Here is a 16,707-nt window from a genome sequence, read left to right as displayed (position 1 = left end):
TTCCTCTTATCAGATTCATACATAACCGGGAGGAAAGGGAATGAAAATTGGTGTCGCAGGTACCGGGGCAGTTGGCGGTTATTTTGGTGCCTTATTGAAAAAGGCAGGAAATGAGGTCACGTTTCTAGCACGGGGAAAGAGGCTGGAAAGAATGCGGGCAGAAGGTCTTACAGTTGAAAGTGAGGCAGGGACGTTCACAGTAAATGGGACGTTCACAGAATATTACGAGTCATTTCAAGATATTGACCTGCTCTTATTTTGTGTGAAATCGACCGATACAACCGAGGTGGCAGATAGATTTGCACCATTTCTAAAAGAATCATGTCTAGTAATGACGCTTCAAAACGGTGTAGATAATGAAGAAGTACTCAGAAAAATTTTTGGCAAAGAACGGATTTTATCTTCGGCGACATATATACAAGCAATTTTGACGGAAACTGGTGTGGTGAGACAAATTGGCGTCCCGCCAAGACTAGTTATTGGAGCTTTAGACACTCGTCTATCAGAAAAAGTCATCGAACTTTCAACATTATTTAATACTGCATATATCCTTACTAATCCTTCTAGCAATATCCTAATGGTTAAGTGGAAAAAGTTACTTTGGAATGTCACGTTTAATCCGTTAACCGCTTTGATTGAGGCAAAGGTCGCCGCGATATTTGATGATCAAGGCTTGCATGAGACTGCTTTAAAGATTTGTAATGAAGCGATCGCTGTTGGCAGAGCCACAGGCATCGAAATAGAGGAGAATTTTTACGAAACCATTTTTGCTCAAGGAAGTCTAGCCAGAGAACACCACCCCTCCATGCTCCAAGATAAGCTTAACGGAAAAACATTGGAGCTCGAATCCATCTGTGGGTATATCGTAAACAAAGGAGAAGAATATAAGATTGCCACTCCTGTTCTTAAAACAATCTATCATCTTTTAAGTTACCAGACTAGAAAAGAGTAGGAACAAACCGTTTCTAATGCTGAAATAAATAGTTTGAAAATACCATACGAGCATCCCTGATGGAACAAGAAGACGGCTCCGTTAGAAAATGTAATGTAAATCGGAGGTGTAGAGATGAACTTTGAACTAGATGAAGACATACTCTTTTTAAAAAAGAATGTAAGAGATTTTATTCAAACAGAGGTTGAAGCTGTTGCCAGCCAAATTGAAGAAGAGAACAATATTCCGGAGCGGATTATTCATCTTTCGAAGGCAATGGGGCTCTTTGGACTTAGCATTCCAGAAGAATATGGCGGTCTGGGGATTGGTATGGTAGGAAAGTGTGCCTTATATGAGGAAATAGGGCAAACACATAACGGCTATACTACTTTAATTGGTGCTCACACCGGAATCGGGTCTGTTGGGATTGTTGAAATGGGGAATGAACAGCAAAAGCGAAAATATCTACCTGAAATGGCAAGCGGGGATAAAATCGGTGCATTTGCCTTAACGGAGCCGGATGCCGGTTCAAATGCCGCCAATTTAAAAACAACAGCTGTAAAAAAAGGGGATAAATACATTTTAAACGGTCTGAAGCATTATATTACCAATGCAACAGAAGCGAGTGTTTTTACCGTTATGGCTGTAACTGACCCGGACAAAGGAGCTAAAGGGATTACCTCGTTTATTATCGAAAAAGATTTCTCAGGCTTTCAAGTAGGTGCTGTCGAGAAAAAAATGGGCTTAAAGGGATCACATTCCGCAGAATTAATCTTTGAAGGCTGTGAAGTTCCCGTGGAAAATGTGCTGGGAGTAGAAGGACAAGGATACGTGAATGCATTAAAGATTTTAGCGAACGGCCGCGCAGGATTGGCCTCTCGTAATCTCGGATCCTCTCAAAAGCTCTTGGATATGTCAACAAGATATGCGAAAGAACGGATTCAGTTTGGTAAGCCGATCATAACCAATCAAGCTGTAAGTCATATGCTGGCTGAAATGGCAGTTGAAATTGAGGCATTACGTTCATTCACCTACCGTGTAGCATGGATGGTTGACCAAGGTATGAAGGTTATTAAGGAAGCGGCCATGCTTAAGCTTTATGGGTCAGAGGTTTACAACAGAGTAGCTGACAAGGCGGTTCAAATTCACGGAGGATTAGGCTATATTGCAGACTATCCAATTGAACGCTTTTATCGGGACGCTAGAATTACAAGAATCTATGAGGGTACTTCGGAGATTCAGAAGAATATTATTGCGGCACAGCTCGAACAAGAGTACTGCTAATCTTGTAAATTAGGGGGATGTGTATGAAGGATATTGTCATTTTAAGTGCCGTTCGTACCCCGGTCGGGAGGTATGGCGGTGCGTTAAAAGATATGAACTCCAGCTCACTTGCTTCCATTGTCATCAAAGAAGCTGTTACCAGGGCCGGACTTACTCCTGACCAGGTAGATGAGGTGATATTAGGCGAGGTCAGGCAATCAACAGAATCTTCTAACGTAGCAAGGGTGGCTTCCTTAAGGGCTGGGGTTCGAGAATCTGCGCCGGCCTTTACCATCAACCGATTATGTGCGTCGGGAATGCAGGCCGTTGCCTCAGCCGCACAACAGATTATCTGTGGGCAGGCAGAAATCGTTGTTGCTGGTGGAACAGAGAGCATGAGCAATGCTCCTATTTATCTAAGAAACGCCCGCTTTGGCGGCGATTCTGCCAAACTCGTAGACTCAAACACAGAAGCGGGGCAGCAGCCGCGTGAAATTTACGGGTATGAGCTCGGGATGGGGGTAACGGCTGAAAATGTGGCCGAAAGATTCGCGATTTCTAGAAGAAATCAGGATGCATTTGCCTTTGAAAGTCAGCAACGAGCAGCGAGAGCCCTTCAAGAAAATCGGTTTGAAGATGAGATTGTTCCTGTTGTGGTGAAAGGGAAAAAAAGTTCGTTTTCTTTTACGATTGATGAACATCCACGGCCAGGAACAACCCTGGATGCACTAAGTAAACTTCGACCTGTCTTTAAAGAAAACGGCACCGTCACCGCAGGGAATGCATGTGGGCGAAATGACGGGGCAGCTGCACTTGTGCTGACATCAGCATTTCATGCCGAAAAACTTGGTTTGAAACCCCTTGCGAGAATCGTTGATTGGGCAGCCGTTGGGGTGTCGCCTTCTGTAATGGGAATTGGCCCTGTACCAGCGGTCAGGAGGCTGTTGGAACGCACTAAATATAATTTAGATGATATTGATTTGATCGAGTTAAATGAAGCCTTTGCTTCGCAGGCTCTGGCTGTGATCCGTTCATTGAATCTGGATATAGACAAGGTAAATGTGAACGGCGGTGCTATCGCATTAGGACATCCACTGGGAGCGACTGGTGCTAAGATTCTTACCACCTTACTTAACGAATTAAACCGGCGGCAGCAAAAAAGAGGAATTGCCACTCTATGTGTCGGAGGCGGCCAAGGCATGGCCATGATGATTGAGTTAATTTAAATAGATTAAGTGAGGAAATTGTCGGAAGGTTGCCTGTTGAGTATTCTGAAAATTTACATTATGATGAGGTTAACAACATACTGACTGGTAGGTATGTGGAGGAGGGATATAGATGAATTTTAGTTATTCCGAAAAGGTCCAAGCGCTTCAAAATAAGCTGACAGAATTTATGGATGAGTATATATACCCAAATGAAAAGCTCTATCACGAGCAAATCGATAAAAATGATCCGTTTTCGAAAATACCACCGATCATGGAGGAACTTAAGGAAAAGGCGAAACAACAGGGATTATGGAATTTATTTTTACCAGAAAGTGAATATGGAGCCGGCCTTACAAACTTGGAATACGCCCCGCTTTGTGAAATTATGGGACGTTCGGCGATTGCCCCGGAAGTGTTCAATTGTGCCGCACCTGACACCGGTAATATGGAGGTCCTTGTCCGTTATGGGACCGAAGCTCATAAAGAACAATGGCTTAAGCCGCTTTTAGCCGGAGAAATCCGTTCCTGTTTTTCGATGACGGAACCTGACGTTGCTTCATCTGATGCGACCAATATTCAAGCAAGCATTGTACGTGATGGGGATGAATATGTCATTAACGGAACGAAATGGTGGTCATCAGGTGCAGGAGATCCCCGATGTAAGATCGCGATTGTCATGGGGAAAAATGATCCGTCGGCACCGGCCCATGAGCAGCAATCGATGATTCTAGTTCCTTTAAATGCTCCAGGAGTAACGATTAAAAGAATTTTACCAGTGTTTGGATATGCCCACGCTCCGCATGGTCATGCCGAAATCGAATACAAAAATGTCCGGGTACCTGCTTCTAATATGCTTTGGGGAGAAGGAAAGGGCTTTGCGATTGCCCAAGGCCGTCTTGGACCAGGGAGAATCCACCATTGTATGAGAACCATTGGCGCAGCTGAAAGAGCGCTCGAGGAATTGTGTAAGCGCGTACAAAGTCGGATTGCTTTCGGAAAAAGACTCGCTGATCAGGGTGTTATCCAGGAATGGATTGCTGAGGCGAGAATTGAAATTGAACAGGCTAGATTGCTAACACTGAAAGCAGCGTACATGATGGATACGGTTGGAAATAAAGAGGCTAAAGCAGAGATTGCGATGATTAAAGTGATTGCCCCTAATATGGCGCTGAAAATTATTGACCATGCGATTCAAGCATTTGGCGCTGCGGGAGTAAGTGAGGATACACCGCTTGCTGCAAGCTGGGCGAATATCCGTACGCTAAGACTTGCTGATGGTCCTGATGAAGTCCATAAGCGGGCGATTGCCAGATATGAATTAAAGAAATATCGATGATATTTAATTAGGAGGATAAACGATGCATGTAAAACAACTGTTTGATTTAACAGGAAAAGTGGCCATTGTAACAGGCGGCGGCAGGGGACTTGGCCAGCAGATTGCCGAAGGATTTGCAGAGGCAGGGGCACATGTCGTGGTCTGTTCTCGTAAGCTGGAGGCGTGTGAGGAAGTTAGTGAAGGGTTAAAAAAGCTTGGCGTTGAAAGCCTTGCTTTGAAATGTGATGTCTCAAACCCAGAGGATGTCCGGAATGTCGTCGAACGGACAGTTGAAAAGTTTGGCCGGATTGACATTCTCGTTAATAACAGCGGGGCTTCGTGGGGGTCACCTGTTGAGGAGATGCCGCTTGAGGCATGGCAAAAAGTAATGAATGTAAATGTGACGGGCACGTTCTTAATGTCCCAGGCGGTTGGGAAAGTTATGCTCGAAAAGAACTATGGAAAAATCATAAATATTGCCTCTGTTGCCGGGTTAAAAGGCAGTAATCCAAAGGTGATGAATGCGATAGGCTATAACGCCAGTAAAGGGGCAGTAATTACGTTTACGAAAGATTTGGCGGTGAAATGGGGATCAAAAGGAATTTATGTGAATGCGATTGCACCTGGTTTCTTCCCAACGAAGATGTCGAAAGGGCTCTTGGATTCAGGCGGGGAGGCGATTCTCGAGGGGACACCATTACGAAAGTTTGGCTCTGATACAGATATGAAGGGGGTCGCCTTGTTTTTAGCATCCCCTGCTTCGGATTTTGTGACCGGAGATGTTTTAGTGGTGGATGGCGGAGCGCATGCAATGTAATTGGTGGACCTGATGAGAGAACTTGCGCTTCGACCGAACCAATTTGCGAAAGAGGCACCAATTTGTGAGAGATGATTTTATTTTAAAAAATACTTAATTGAGCGGAATAGAGAAAAAAGGTCTTCGGAGGTCGCTTAGAAGTTACTATAAAAAAACATTCTGGCGGAAGTCAAAACAATTTATTGTAGGGGGAGAACGGTTAAATGAAAAGAGATGCAGTCATCGTTTCAGCGGTCCGGACTGCTATTGGCAGACAAGGAAGCGCCTTAGCAAGTGTGCCTGCCCATATACTTGGGGCAGAAGTGATCAAGGAAGCAGTAAAAAGAGCAAATATAAATCCCGAAATTATTGATGATGTTATTTTTGGCAACGTTCTCTCCGGCGGAGGGAATATTGCTAGATTAACAGCCTTACAGACAGGGCTATCCATCGATTTACCGGGACTAACCGTTGATAGACAGTGCGGCTCAGGAATCAACGCAATCAATCTTGCTGCACAAGCTATCCGTGCGGGAGACGGGGATGTGTATATTGCCGGGGGAACTGAAAGCATGAGCAGGGCGCCGTATCTAATGGACCGCCCTGAAAAACCATTTAGTCCGATGCCGCCGAGCTTTCGCAAATCGCAGCTCTCACCAAAAGAAGTTGGCGACCCGCCAATGGGCATTACCGCTGAAAACCTGGTTGAAAAATACGGAATTACCAGAGAAGAACAAGATCAATTTGCCTATCAAAGCCAACAGCGGATGGCTCGAGCCATAGCTGAGGGTCGCTTTAATGAACAAATAGTTCCCATTACTATCCCGGTTAAAAAGAGCGAGCAGCCGATTGTTTTTAATACAGACGAACATCCAAGGCCGAAAACAACCTTAGATGCCTTAGCAGCACTCCCGTCCGCATTTAAAAAAGGCGGAACAGTGACAGCAGGCAATAGCTCAGGCTTAAATGATGCCGCATCAGCCCTTGTTATCATGTCGAGGGAAAAGGCCGAAGAGTTAAAACTAACACCGCTGGCAGTTATCCGCGACTATGCAGTTGCTGGAGTTGACCCGAATATTATGGGAATTGGACCTGTACCTGCCGTTAAAAAGGTGCTGAAAATATCCGGCCTCCCTTTAGCAGAGATGGATGTAATTGAAATTAACGAAGCCTTCGCCGCTCAAGTTCTAGCCTGTAACCGAGAACTAGAAATGGATCTAGAAAAGGTTAATGTTAACGGCGGAGCAATTGCCCATGGACACCCGCTCGGGGCAACCGGTGCAATCCTCGTTACCAAAGCAGTCTATGAATTACAGAGGTCCGGTGGTCGATTTGCCCTGATAACAGCTTGTATCGGCGGCGGTCAGGGAATCGCCACCATCATTGAACGCGAATAGCTATTCTATCCAAAAGGCACCTAATTAGCGCTTTGCAGGAGGACACGGTGGTGTTCCTCCCGGCGCATAGCCGAAAGGAACAATCCTATGAAGCATAAATTAATAGAAACAGGGATCCAGTTGTTTGATCAAAATGGATTTAAATCAACATCTGTGCAGGATATTGTTCAATTGCTGGGAGTGACGAAGGGGACCTTTTACTATTATTTTGACAGTAAAGAAGAGCTGCTTAAGGATATCCATCTTATTTATATCGAAGGACTTGTACAGGAGCAGGAAGAAATCATACAAAACCATAAGACCACTTGTACTCAAAAACTATATGAAATTGTTCGGCTGTTGATACGAAATATAAGAACCAAGCGGCAGAGTGCCCGTATTTTTACAAGAGAAATGCGGCATTTAAGTGATAAATATATTAATGAAATAAAGGAAAAAAGAACTGAATTTCGCAAAAATACCCAAAAGTTAATCGAGGATGCCATCCAGCAGAGTGAATTCAAGCAAGGATTACATCCCGATATTATCACAATGGGGATACTCGGGATTACGAATTGGAGTTATTACTGGTTTAACCCCGATGGAGAGGTTTCTGAAGAACAAGTTGTCGAGATATTCGTCAATATGATTCTTAACGGCATTTATAAAAATGGCAGCGTTTACAATAACTAAAAATAAGGAGATATGTCATGGTAACTCTTCATTATGAATTCTGGCCTAAAATCACTAAATCTTTAATAGTTCCCTCCACTTCTCTGTATGACAACCTCAAAGTAAGTGCAAACCGTTATCCGGATCAGGATGCTATTTTTTACTATGGCAACAAAATAACATATGAGCAGTTGGATGCAGAGGTAAATGCGCTCGCAGGATACCTAGAGCACAAGCTTGGAGTGCGTCCGGGTGATAAGGTCTTGCTCTTTATGCAGAACTCACCGCAGTTTGTGATTGGTTATTATGCGATTCTCAGAGCCAATGCTGTTGTCGTACCGATTAATCCTATGCTGGTTGCTGATGAACTAGAATTTTATGTGCGCGATTGTGAAATCCATACAGCACTAGCCGGCCAAGAATTAATCGACAGTGTCGGCCCACTGTTCGGGAAAACTTCCTTAGAAAATTTGGTCATCGCAGCCTATTCCGATTATGCAGGTGATGGGTTTGAAGAAATGCTGCCAAAGGAAGTGGAGGCACCTAGAATCAATTTTACGAAGCCAGGACACTTTCTATGGAATCAGGCAATTGCTGCCGACCTAACCCCATCTGAACGTACAGCCAAGGGAGACGACATTGCCTGCATGCCATACACTTCCGGAACCACGGGATTGCCAAAAGGCTGTATGCATACAAACCGGACAGTTAATGCCAACACGGTGGGGGCATATCACTGGTCTTCAACCACTCCTAATGCCGTGCATTTAATGACACTGCCGCTCTTCCACGTAACCGGTATGGTTCATAGTATGCACATGCCAATTTTTAGCGGCAGTACAATGGTCATTTTAACCAGATGGAACCGCAATGCAGCCGTGGAATTGATTAAAAATTTAGGCTGTACCCATTGGGTGACAATTGCCACAATGATCGTCGACTTTCTGGCCAATCCTAACCTGAAGAAGGAGGATATTGCTACATTAACCTCTATTTCAGGTGGGGGCGCAGCTTTACCGGAGGCGGTTGGTGAAAAATTGTTTAATCTATCAGGATTACGGTTTGTCGAAGGATATGGCCTATCTGAAACTATTGCCCAGACCCATTTTAATCCTCCTGATCGGCCAAAAATGCAATGTCTTGGGATTCCATCCTTTGATGTGGATGCCAGAGTCATAGAACCAGCCACTGGGAAAGAACTTGGTGTAGGAGAAGTCGGTGAAATCATAGTGAACGGGCCACAGGTAATGGTCGGTTATTATAACCGCGATGACGAAAATAGAAACTCGTTTATTGATATAGAAGGGAAAATGTTTTTTAGAACAGGCGATATTGGCCGTTATGACGAAGAGGGATATTTCTTCATTGTGGACCGGGTAAAAAGAATGATAAATGCCTCGGGTTTCAAAGTTTGGCCAACAGAAGTAGAATCCTACCTGTATAAACATCCGGCGATTCAACAGGCGTGTGTTGTGGGTGTCCCTGATCCAAGAAGAGGCGAAACCGTCAAAGCGTTTGTTATTTTAAATGAGGGATTTGAAGGGGAAATTAACGAGGATGAAATCATTGAATGGGCAAAGCAGCATATGGCCGCTTATAAATACCCTAGGAAGATTGAATTTAGAAAGCAATTCCCAATGACATCAAGCGGTAAGATTTTATGGCGCACCCTTCAGGAAGAGGAGAAGGTAAAAGCGCAAAATTAACGTAAATAGTTTCCTCATCATGTGGGGAGCAGGCCGCATTAGGAAGGCTCCTCACAAGCCGTTTAATAATACAAAGGGGGAGAGCTATGGAGATTTTTATTCAGCAGTTGTTTAATGGATTAACGATTGGAAGTGTTTATGCACTCGTAGCACTTGGTTTAACGTTAGTTTATGGAATTTTGCATATTCCAAATTTTGCTCATGGAGCATTATACATGATGGGAGGATACATAACCCTGATGATGATGACAAAATTCGGTCTCCATTATTGGATCGCCATTTTCATCTCAATCATTTTGGTTGGCCTTATCGGTGTATTAATGGAACGATTAGTTTTTCATCCCCTTCGGGAGGCCCCGCCCATCCATGATAAAATAGCTGCCATTGGAATTCTATTATTTTTGGAAGCTTTTGCTCAGTATTATTGGGGTGCTGAATACCAAAGTATGTCCACACCCTACGGGCAGGTTTTACACATTCTTGGATTAACGATTACAATGCAGCGAATCCTCATTGTAGTGGCTGCGCTGGTGGTCATGCTTCTACTATATCTGTTCTTAAAAAAGACCTTTATTGGTTCGACAATAATTGCCATGTCACAAAACCGAGAAGGAGCCAATCTTGTTGGCATCAACACCACCAAAGTGGCAATGCTCACCTTTATGATTTCAGGTGGTTTAGCGGCGATTGCTGCCTCTCTCTCAGCCCCTATTAACCTAGTATTTCCGGGAATGGGTCAACTGGTTATTCTAAAAGCCTTTGTAATTATCATCCTTGGGGGGATGGGAAGTATTCCGGGAGCAATTGTGGGCGGTTATATATTAGGCTTTAGTGAAAGCCTAGGGGCGACCTATATTTCCAACGACTATAAGGACATTATTGCGTTCGTAATCCTTGTCATTATATTAACAGTTAAGCCAACCGGTCTGTTTTCGAAGGGGGGCCATTCATGATAAAAGCATTGACGAAAAGAAATATTATTATTGCATGCATTCTCCTTACCTTCATTTTTCCACTACTAACGGACAACAATTATTTGATCCACATCATGACCACATCCTTCATCTGGATGATAGGTGTATATGGTTTAAACCTGTTGGCGGGTTATACCGGATATCTATCATTGGCACATGCTGGTTTCTTTGCGATTGGCGCATATTCATTAGGCATCTTAACGGTTAAAGCTGGAATGAATTTCTGGCTGGCGTTTCTATTATCACTGTTGATTACAAGTTTAATAGGACTGTTCGTCGGATTAATCGCATTAAGGACAAAGGAACATTTTTTTGCCATCTATACACTCTGCCTCGGATATATTATCTATCTTGTAATTGATAAATGGGAAAGTTTAACGGAAGGAGTTCGAGGGCTGATTGGAATACCGGCACCTGCGGGTATCGGGCCGATTACCTTTGAAACCGAGGTTTCCTATTATTATCTTGTCCTGTTTTTTCTGCTCCTGGTTGTTCTCATCATGTACCGAATTATTCATTCCTTATCTGGAAGAACCTATATCGCCATAAGAAATAGCGAAGAATTGGCCCAGACGATCGGGATATCAACGATGAAAAACAAATTGACGGTATTTGTTTTATCCACCTTGTTTGCTGGTCTTTCAGGAGCCCTTTATGCTTCATTTGTCCGGTTCATCGGGCCGGATATAGGCTCCATTTCTATTACCTTCGATTTACTTACCTACTTATTAGTAGGCGGAATCGGAACGTTGAGTGGTCCGATTATTGGAACACTGATCATTGTATGGCTCTCACAATACCTGCAGGATTTCCAAGAGAACAGGATGCTTATCTTTGGTCCTGTGTTAACATTGCTGATTATTTTTTATCCACGCGGACTTGTCGGGGCAGTCTCAACCTGGAATACAAATCGGAAGGCAAAGAAAGAACGGGCAAGGGGAAAATCATATCTCCAGACGGAGCTCCTTCCTGAAAAGCAAGTTAAGGAGGGATAGGATGAATTTTTTGGAAACAAGGAATTTAACCAAACGGTTCGGTGGTTTAGTCGCGGTAAATAATGTTGATTTTACAATCGAACAAGGGAAAATTAATGCCATCATCGGTCCCAATGGTGCAGGTAAGTCCACTTTTTTCAATTTAATTAGTGGATTTCATCGCCCAAGTTCAGGCCAGGTTATTTATAAGGGGCAGGATATTTCTAGTTTGCCTTCCAATAAAATAGCGGAGTTGGGTGTGGCCAGGACATTTCAAACTACCAATCTATTTGAAAAATCAACAGTACTGGATAATGTTATTGTCGGCCACCGCCTACGGACTAAATCCAACTTAATAGACGCCATTTTACGTACCACGCGTTTAAAGAGGGAGGAGGCCCAATGCCGTGAAAAAGCTATGGAAGTACTAGAATTTGTTGAATTAAAAAATGCAGCGAATAAATTGGTCGGTAATTTAACACAAGAGGAGAAAAAACGGACAGCATTTGCGCTAGCCTTAGCAACCAACCCGGATATTGTTTTTCTCGATGAACCGGCGGCAGGAGTCAACCCTGATGAAACAGAAGGGCTGGCCGAGCTAATGAAAAAAATGGCTGGTAAGGGGATTACGGTTTGCCTGATTGAACACAAGATGCAAATGATTATGAAGATTGCCGATAAAATTATGGTACTTAACTACGGAGAGAAAATTGCAGAAGGCAGACCGGAAGAAATCCGCAGTAATGAAACGGTGATTAAAGCATATTTAGGGGGAAGCGCCATTGCTTAGTTTAAAAAATATCTTTGTTAAATATGGCAGCTTTACAGCCATTCATGATGTGAATATAGAAGTCAAGGCTGGGGAAATCGTTGTACTGCTCGGTGCCAATGGTGCCGGAAAAAGCACAGTATTTCGGGCGATCAGCGGTCTTAACAAGCCCGCTAAGGGGGAAATTGTTTTTAACGCTAGAAAAATAAACAGGCGCTCTGCAGATCAAATTGTCCAGCTTGGAATCGGTCAATGTCCGGAAGGAAGGAAATTGTTTTCGGCCATGTCGGTGCAGGAAAATCTGAAAATGGGTGCTTTTGTACACCGCCGTAAAAGAGAGGAATTGAAACAGTCACTTGAACATGTATATGAACTATTTCCCATTTTAAAGGAAAAAAGAAATGATGCAGCTGGTTCGCTTAGCGGCGGCCAGCAGCAGATGCTCGCTATTGGGAGAACGCTGATGTCAAAACCTAAGCTGATGCTCCTTGATGAGCCATCGGTGGGGCTTGCTCCTTTGATTGTCGAGCAGATGTTTGAGGTGATTCAGCGGATTAATCAGGAGGGAACTACCATTCTCTTGGCTGAACAAAACGCGAATGCCGCCTTAAAAATTGCCGATAAAGGGTATGTTTTTGAAAGCGGTACAATTGTACTAAATGGCACATCTGAGGAATTGTTCGCCAATGATGAGGTAAGAAAAGCTTACATTGGTGCCTAAGGATTTTGGGGATTACTATTTCACAATAAACACTACCTAGTAAAGGGGGGGATGAAGAAATTACATTTTTTAACTGTTTTTCAAGTTTGAAAAAGTAGAAGGGGGAAAATGAATGAAAAGAATGAACTCTCTTTTAATGAGGACAGTAATCTTTTTCGTGATTTTCAGTTTGGCAGCTTGCAGCAGCAAAGATGAGCAAACAGCTAACACCAAACTATCTAGTACTGGCAGCAGTAAAACAGAAGCTGCAGGAACGGTAAACATTGGTTATACGGGGCCGCTAAGTGGACCCGCAGCCTTCTATGGAAAGCGCACTTTAAATGGGGTGAAAATGGCGGCTGATGAGATTAACAACGAAGGCGGATTTGAAGTCGGCGGAAAAAAATACAAATTAAATATCGTTTCATTGGATGATAAATATTTACCAAATGAAGCCGGTGCCAACGCCAAGAGACTTATTCAGGAAAATAAAACACCGATTATTTTCACCCCGCACTCTGGCGGAGTATTTGCTCTCCAGGTTTTTAATCAACAAGATAAATTTTTAATAGGAGCATACACAAGTGAGCCAAAGGTGTCAGAGGTTGGCAACAATCTGACAGTTCGCATTCCACCTCGGTATGATGGCTATTTAAAACCATTTACAGACTACTCCATGAAAAAGTTTGGAAAGAAGATTGCCTTTCTTCCAACCTCCTCCCAATACGGAAAAGATTGGTCTACTAAACTGAAGGCCTACTGGGAAAAAAAAGGCGGAAAAGTCGTTTACAATAGTTCGATTGATTTTGCTAAGGAAACAGATTTCTTTACAACCGTTACGAATGCCTTAAAGGGAAAGCCGGATGTGTTATTTATTGGTGGTGCCTCTGAACCAACCGCCAAAGTAGCGAAGCAGGCAAGGGAACTTGGATTTAAAGGCGGTTTCATTGTAATGGACCAGGCAAAATTTGATGAAATGAAGGCAGTAACTGGTTCTTATGATCTCTTAAACGGCTCAATTGGTGTTATGCCGTTAGTAGAATCAACAAATAGTGAGGCGATTCCTGATTTCGTGAAAAAATATAAGGAAGAATTTGGTGAGAACCCAGGTTCCGAAGCTGGACTCAATTATATTGCAACGTATATCTTTGTCGAGGCAATGAAAGCTGCCGGTTCGGTAGATGACGCTGAAAAGATTCAAGCGCATATGCAGGATGGCGTAAGTAATATACCCGAGAATGTAAGAATCTATCAATTTAGTAAATTTTCCGGCGGCGGTTTTGATGGTGATTTAGAGGTTGCCGCAATTGAAGATGGAAAAATTGTCCCTATTAAGGTGCCAAAATAGTAGCTGGGCTTTTACAACAATTAGTTGGTATCTCTCCCCCTCTAGTAGTCTACGAGGGGGGAGATTATATCGCCGGGAGCTGATTTGACCTAATCATAATAGTAGTTCAATAAACATATATAATTTTGTTAGCAGATAGGGCCTATAGTGATTACAGAAGGGAGGAGCTTCTTTTGTTAGAAATTATTCCCCTAGTATTGGAAACCGACTTCGCCGAAGGAACAGTCAATGCCTTTTTAGCTATTGGCGATACCATCACCTTAATAGATACAGGGAATCCCGGCAAAGAGTCCTTTCAACAACTAAAGACAAAACTACATAAACACAGCGTTACCTTTAATGATTTAGACCAGATCATCCTTACCCACATTCATATTGATCATGCGGGAGGCATACCCTACATTCAAGAGGAAACGGATATCCCCATTTTTGTCCATGAACAGGCTAAAGGATCGATCAATACAGGTATCGATAAGTTTAATAGAGACCAGCAGTTTTTTCAGCGGTTTTTGCTATCATGCGGGGCCGATCCTACTAAGCACATCATTCAACGCCGTTATAACGAGGAAACCTGGAGAAATGTAATGTATGTTAATGATGGTGACACAGTAATAATAGGAGGCAAAGGTTTCGAAGTGATTCACGTTCCGGGACACAGTCAATCGGACATCTTAATTTGGAACCGTGAAACAGGGGATGCCTTTGCAGGTGACCATTTAATAAGAGCTTTTTCGGTTAACGCCTTTATTGAACCGGCGCAATCAGTCGGTGAAGAACGACCTAAACCGTTACTACAATACCGAAACTCGCTTGAAAAAATCAGCCGGCTTCCACTGAAAACCATTTACCCTGGTCATGGCGAGCCCTTTACTAATCATATTGATTTAATTCAAACAAGACTGCAGGAGCAGGAAAAACGCTGCGAACAGATTTTAGCTATTCTCGCTAAAACTAGAAAAAGTATTTTTGAAATATGTACAGTGATGTACCCTCGGTTAAAGGGGAAGACGATCTTTTTAGGTTTGTCGCAAATTCAAGGGCATTTAGATTTGTTGGAAGTGAGACATAAGGTCAGCTCAGTACAAAATGAATTGATCACAGAGTATTTTGCTATTTAGAGAGATTCATCATTCTACTAAGGGAGATGATTCCGTGAAGCTTAAGGATCTGCTTGAGACCAACATATCGGAATTTGGAGAGTATCCATTCTTATTTTTCAAAGAGAGAATCTATACCAATCTAGAAACCAGACGATATGCAGACCAGTTTGCTGCCGGCCTGCGGAGAATGGGGATTGCAAAAGGTGACCGAGTCATGATTTGTATGCCAAACTGCCCGGAAGTCCTCTTTGCCTATCAGGGTGTAACGAGAGCGGGGGCCATTATCGTACCTGTGATGTTTACCCTTCATCCAAAAGAACTTCATTATATTTCCAGAAACTCTGAAGCAAAAGCAATCATAACCTCATCCTATGTCCTTCAAAATGTTGAAAAATCATTAGAAGCTTTGCCTGAAAGACCGGCGGTCATTATAACCGATCTCCCATCAAACGAGAATCTAACAAACTTTTACGATTGTATGAACCAAGTCGAGTCCGATTTAGTGGATGACGGTAACGTTGACGATACAGCTGTTATCTTATACACGTCAGGGACAACGGGAAATCCGAAAGGAGTCTTGTTAACCCATAAAAATTTATTTTCCAATGCTCTAAATTCAGCGAAGCACAATGATACAGAGAGAGGCACCACCTTGGGCGTCCTGCCGCTTGCCCACGTTTATGGATTAACTGTTTCTAACGTATGTTACCTCACAGGCAGTGCGATTGTTGTTTTTTCTAGCTTTGATGTCAAAGAGGTTTTTAAAGCGATTGAGACCTATCGCGTAAGGACCTTTTCAGCTGTGCCTGCGATGATTCATGCGATGTTTTCCTTCCCGAATGCGGATGACTATGATACTTCAAGTCTGGAATCAGTAGGATCGGGATCGGCACCGCTGCCAGTTGCTCTTTTGAATGCCTTCCAACAAAAGTTCGGTGCCAAGGTGCTTGAGGGCTATGGACTGTCAGAAGCCGCACCGGTTGTTACCGCCCACAGTAAACGAATAGAGGTTAAACCAGGTTCTGTCGGTGTGCCAATCCCAGGGGTCGCTATCAAAATTATCGATGAAAATGGGGTGGAGGTTTCTGCCGGCGAAGTCGGAGAATTAGTCGTCCGTGGTGATAATGTTACACCTGGTTACTATCAAAATCAGGAAGAAACCGACCGAGTGTTAAATGATTCATGGTTATTTACGGGGGACATGGCCCGGGTTGATGATGAAGGCTACGTGTATATAGTTGACCGAAAAAAAGATCTGATTATTCGCGGCGGTTTTAATGTCTATCCTCGTGATGTCGAAGAAATCTTAAATGGACATCCAGCTGTGTTTGAAGCCGCTGTTGTCGGAGTTCCTGATGAACGAATGGGGGAGGAACTGGTCGCCTGTGTTGTAAAGCAGCCTGGAAACGAGGTTACGGAAGAGGAGTTAATTCGCTTTTGTCAGGACCACCTGGCAAAAAACAAAACACCGCGGAGAGTTATTTTCCTAGAGGCACTGCCGCGGAATGGGGTCGGTAAAATTTTAAAGACCCATCTGCGCAAAACGGCAACAGATATTGTGATTCGTTAAAACCA

15 protein-coding genes are annotated in these 16,707 nt (G+C 43.3%); all 15 read left to right on the top strand.

Going from position 1 to position 16,707, the window contains the following annotated elements; all coding sequences use genetic code 11:
* Nucleotides 1-40: 40 nt before the first annotated feature.
* The 15 genes from J7E81_RS23585 to J7E81_RS23515 all read left to right on the top strand — a co-directional run bounded on the left by J7E81_RS23585 (nt 41) and on the right by J7E81_RS23515 (nt 16,702).
* A complete protein-coding gene (locus J7E81_RS23585; protein WP_215046095.1) occupies nt 41-952 on the top strand; it encodes a ketopantoate reductase family protein in 912 nt (303 codons plus the stop codon).
* A gap of 114 nt (nt 953-1,066) precedes the next feature.
* Nucleotides 1,067-2,215, top strand: coding sequence for an acyl-CoA dehydrogenase family protein (locus J7E81_RS23580; protein ID WP_215046093.1), 1,149 nt, complete (start codon nt 1,067-1,069; stop codon nt 2,213-2,215).
* A 23-nt stretch (nt 2,216-2,238) separates the two neighbouring features.
* Nucleotides 2,239-3,420: a thiolase family protein gene (locus J7E81_RS23575; protein WP_215046091.1), complete on the top strand. Its 1,182-nt coding sequence runs from the start codon at nt 2,239-2,241 to the stop codon at nt 3,418-3,420.
* A 112-nt stretch (nt 3,421-3,532) separates the two neighbouring features.
* Complete coding sequence (locus tag J7E81_RS23570) at nt 3,533-4,738, top strand: acyl-CoA dehydrogenase family protein (protein WP_215046089.1); 1,206 nt, start codon at nt 3,533-3,535, stop codon at nt 4,736-4,738.
* 22 nt (nt 4,739-4,760) lie between these two features.
* Complete coding sequence (locus J7E81_RS23565; RefSeq protein WP_215046087.1) at nt 4,761-5,534, top strand: SDR family oxidoreductase; 774 nt, start codon at nt 4,761-4,763, stop codon at nt 5,532-5,534.
* Nucleotides 5,535-5,737: 203 nt separating this feature from the next.
* Nucleotides 5,738-6,910, top strand: a complete 1,173-nt coding sequence (locus tag J7E81_RS23560) for a thiolase family protein (protein WP_215046085.1) — start codon at nt 5,738-5,740, stop codon at nt 6,908-6,910.
* Between the two features lie 87 nt (nt 6,911-6,997).
* Entirely contained in the window at nt 6,998-7,582 is a 585-nt protein-coding gene (locus tag J7E81_RS23555; RefSeq protein ID WP_215046083.1) for a TetR/AcrR family transcriptional regulator, read from the top strand.
* A 17-nt stretch (nt 7,583-7,599) separates the two neighbouring features.
* A complete protein-coding gene (locus J7E81_RS23550) occupies nt 7,600-9,267 on the top strand; it encodes a long-chain fatty acid--CoA ligase (protein ID WP_215046081.1) in 1,668 nt (555 codons plus the stop codon).
* A gap of 86 nt (nt 9,268-9,353) precedes the next feature.
* Nucleotides 9,354-10,220, top strand: coding sequence for a branched-chain amino acid ABC transporter permease (locus tag J7E81_RS23545; RefSeq protein ID WP_215046079.1), 867 nt, complete (start codon nt 9,354-9,356; stop codon nt 10,218-10,220).
* Nucleotides 10,217-11,236 (top strand): branched-chain amino acid ABC transporter permease, encoded by a 1,020-nt coding sequence (locus tag J7E81_RS23540; RefSeq protein ID WP_215046077.1) that lies wholly within the window; start codon nt 10,217-10,219, stop codon nt 11,234-11,236. Before J7E81_RS23545 ends, J7E81_RS23540 begins: the two co-directional genes overlap by 4 nt.
* 1 nt (nt 11,237) lies before the next feature.
* Entirely contained in the window at nt 11,238-12,005 is a 768-nt protein-coding gene (locus J7E81_RS23535) for an ABC transporter ATP-binding protein (protein ID WP_215046075.1), read from the top strand.
* Nucleotides 11,998-12,705 carry an ABC transporter ATP-binding protein gene (locus tag J7E81_RS23530; RefSeq protein ID WP_215046073.1) on the top strand — a complete coding sequence of 236 codons (708 nt, stop codon included), beginning with the start codon at nt 11,998-12,000 and terminating at the stop codon, nt 12,703-12,705. Before J7E81_RS23535 ends, J7E81_RS23530 begins: the two co-directional genes overlap by 8 nt.
* Before the next feature lie 112 nt (nt 12,706-12,817).
* Nucleotides 12,818-14,032, top strand: coding sequence for an ABC transporter substrate-binding protein (locus J7E81_RS23525; RefSeq protein WP_215046071.1), 1,215 nt, complete (start codon nt 12,818-12,820; stop codon nt 14,030-14,032).
* A 173-nt stretch (nt 14,033-14,205) separates the two neighbouring features.
* Nucleotides 14,206-15,150, top strand: a complete 945-nt coding sequence (locus tag J7E81_RS23520; protein ID WP_215046069.1) for an MBL fold metallo-hydrolase — start codon at nt 14,206-14,208, stop codon at nt 15,148-15,150.
* 34 nt (nt 15,151-15,184) lie between these two features.
* Entirely contained in the window at nt 15,185-16,702 is a 1,518-nt protein-coding gene (locus J7E81_RS23515; protein ID WP_215046067.1) for a long-chain-fatty-acid--CoA ligase, read from the top strand.
* The last annotated feature ends 5 nt before the right edge of the window (nt 16,703-16,707 follow it).

Source organism: Bacillus sp. ISL-18, from assembly GCF_018613415.1.
Lineage (GTDB): Bacteria > Bacillota > Bacilli > Bacillales > Cytobacillaceae > Neobacillus.
This window is presented reverse-complemented; position numbering and strand designations above follow the sequence as displayed.

Bases quoted from the DNA above. Each gene is read 5' to 3' on its own strand.
- J7E81_RS23585 (WP_215046095.1), top strand. From the start codon at position 41: ATGAAAATTGGTGTCGCAGGTACCGGGGCAGTTGGCGGTTATTTTGGT.
- J7E81_RS23580 (WP_215046093.1), top strand. From the start codon at position 1,067: ATGAACTTTGAACTAGATGAAGACATACTCTTTTTAAAAAAGAATGTA.
- J7E81_RS23575 (WP_215046091.1), top strand. From the start codon at position 2,239: ATGAAGGATATTGTCATTTTAAGTGCCGTTCGTACCCCGGTCGGGAGG.
- J7E81_RS23570 (WP_215046089.1), top strand. From the start codon at position 3,533: ATGAATTTTAGTTATTCCGAAAAGGTCCAAGCGCTTCAAAATAAGCTG.
- J7E81_RS23565 (WP_215046087.1), top strand. From the start codon at position 4,761: ATGCATGTAAAACAACTGTTTGATTTAACAGGAAAAGTGGCCATTGTA.
- J7E81_RS23560 (WP_215046085.1), top strand. From the start codon at position 5,738: ATGAAAAGAGATGCAGTCATCGTTTCAGCGGTCCGGACTGCTATTGGC.
- J7E81_RS23555 (WP_215046083.1), top strand. From the start codon at position 6,998: ATGAAGCATAAATTAATAGAAACAGGGATCCAGTTGTTTGATCAAAAT.
- J7E81_RS23550 (WP_215046081.1), top strand. From the start codon at position 7,600: ATGGTAACTCTTCATTATGAATTCTGGCCTAAAATCACTAAATCTTTA.
- J7E81_RS23545 (WP_215046079.1), top strand. From the start codon at position 9,354: ATGGAGATTTTTATTCAGCAGTTGTTTAATGGATTAACGATTGGAAGT.
- J7E81_RS23540 (WP_215046077.1), top strand. From the start codon at position 10,217: ATGATAAAAGCATTGACGAAAAGAAATATTATTATTGCATGCATTCTC.
- J7E81_RS23535 (WP_215046075.1), top strand. From the start codon at position 11,238: ATGAATTTTTTGGAAACAAGGAATTTAACCAAACGGTTCGGTGGTTTA.
- J7E81_RS23525 (WP_215046071.1), top strand. From the start codon at position 12,818: ATGAAAAGAATGAACTCTCTTTTAATGAGGACAGTAATCTTTTTCGTG.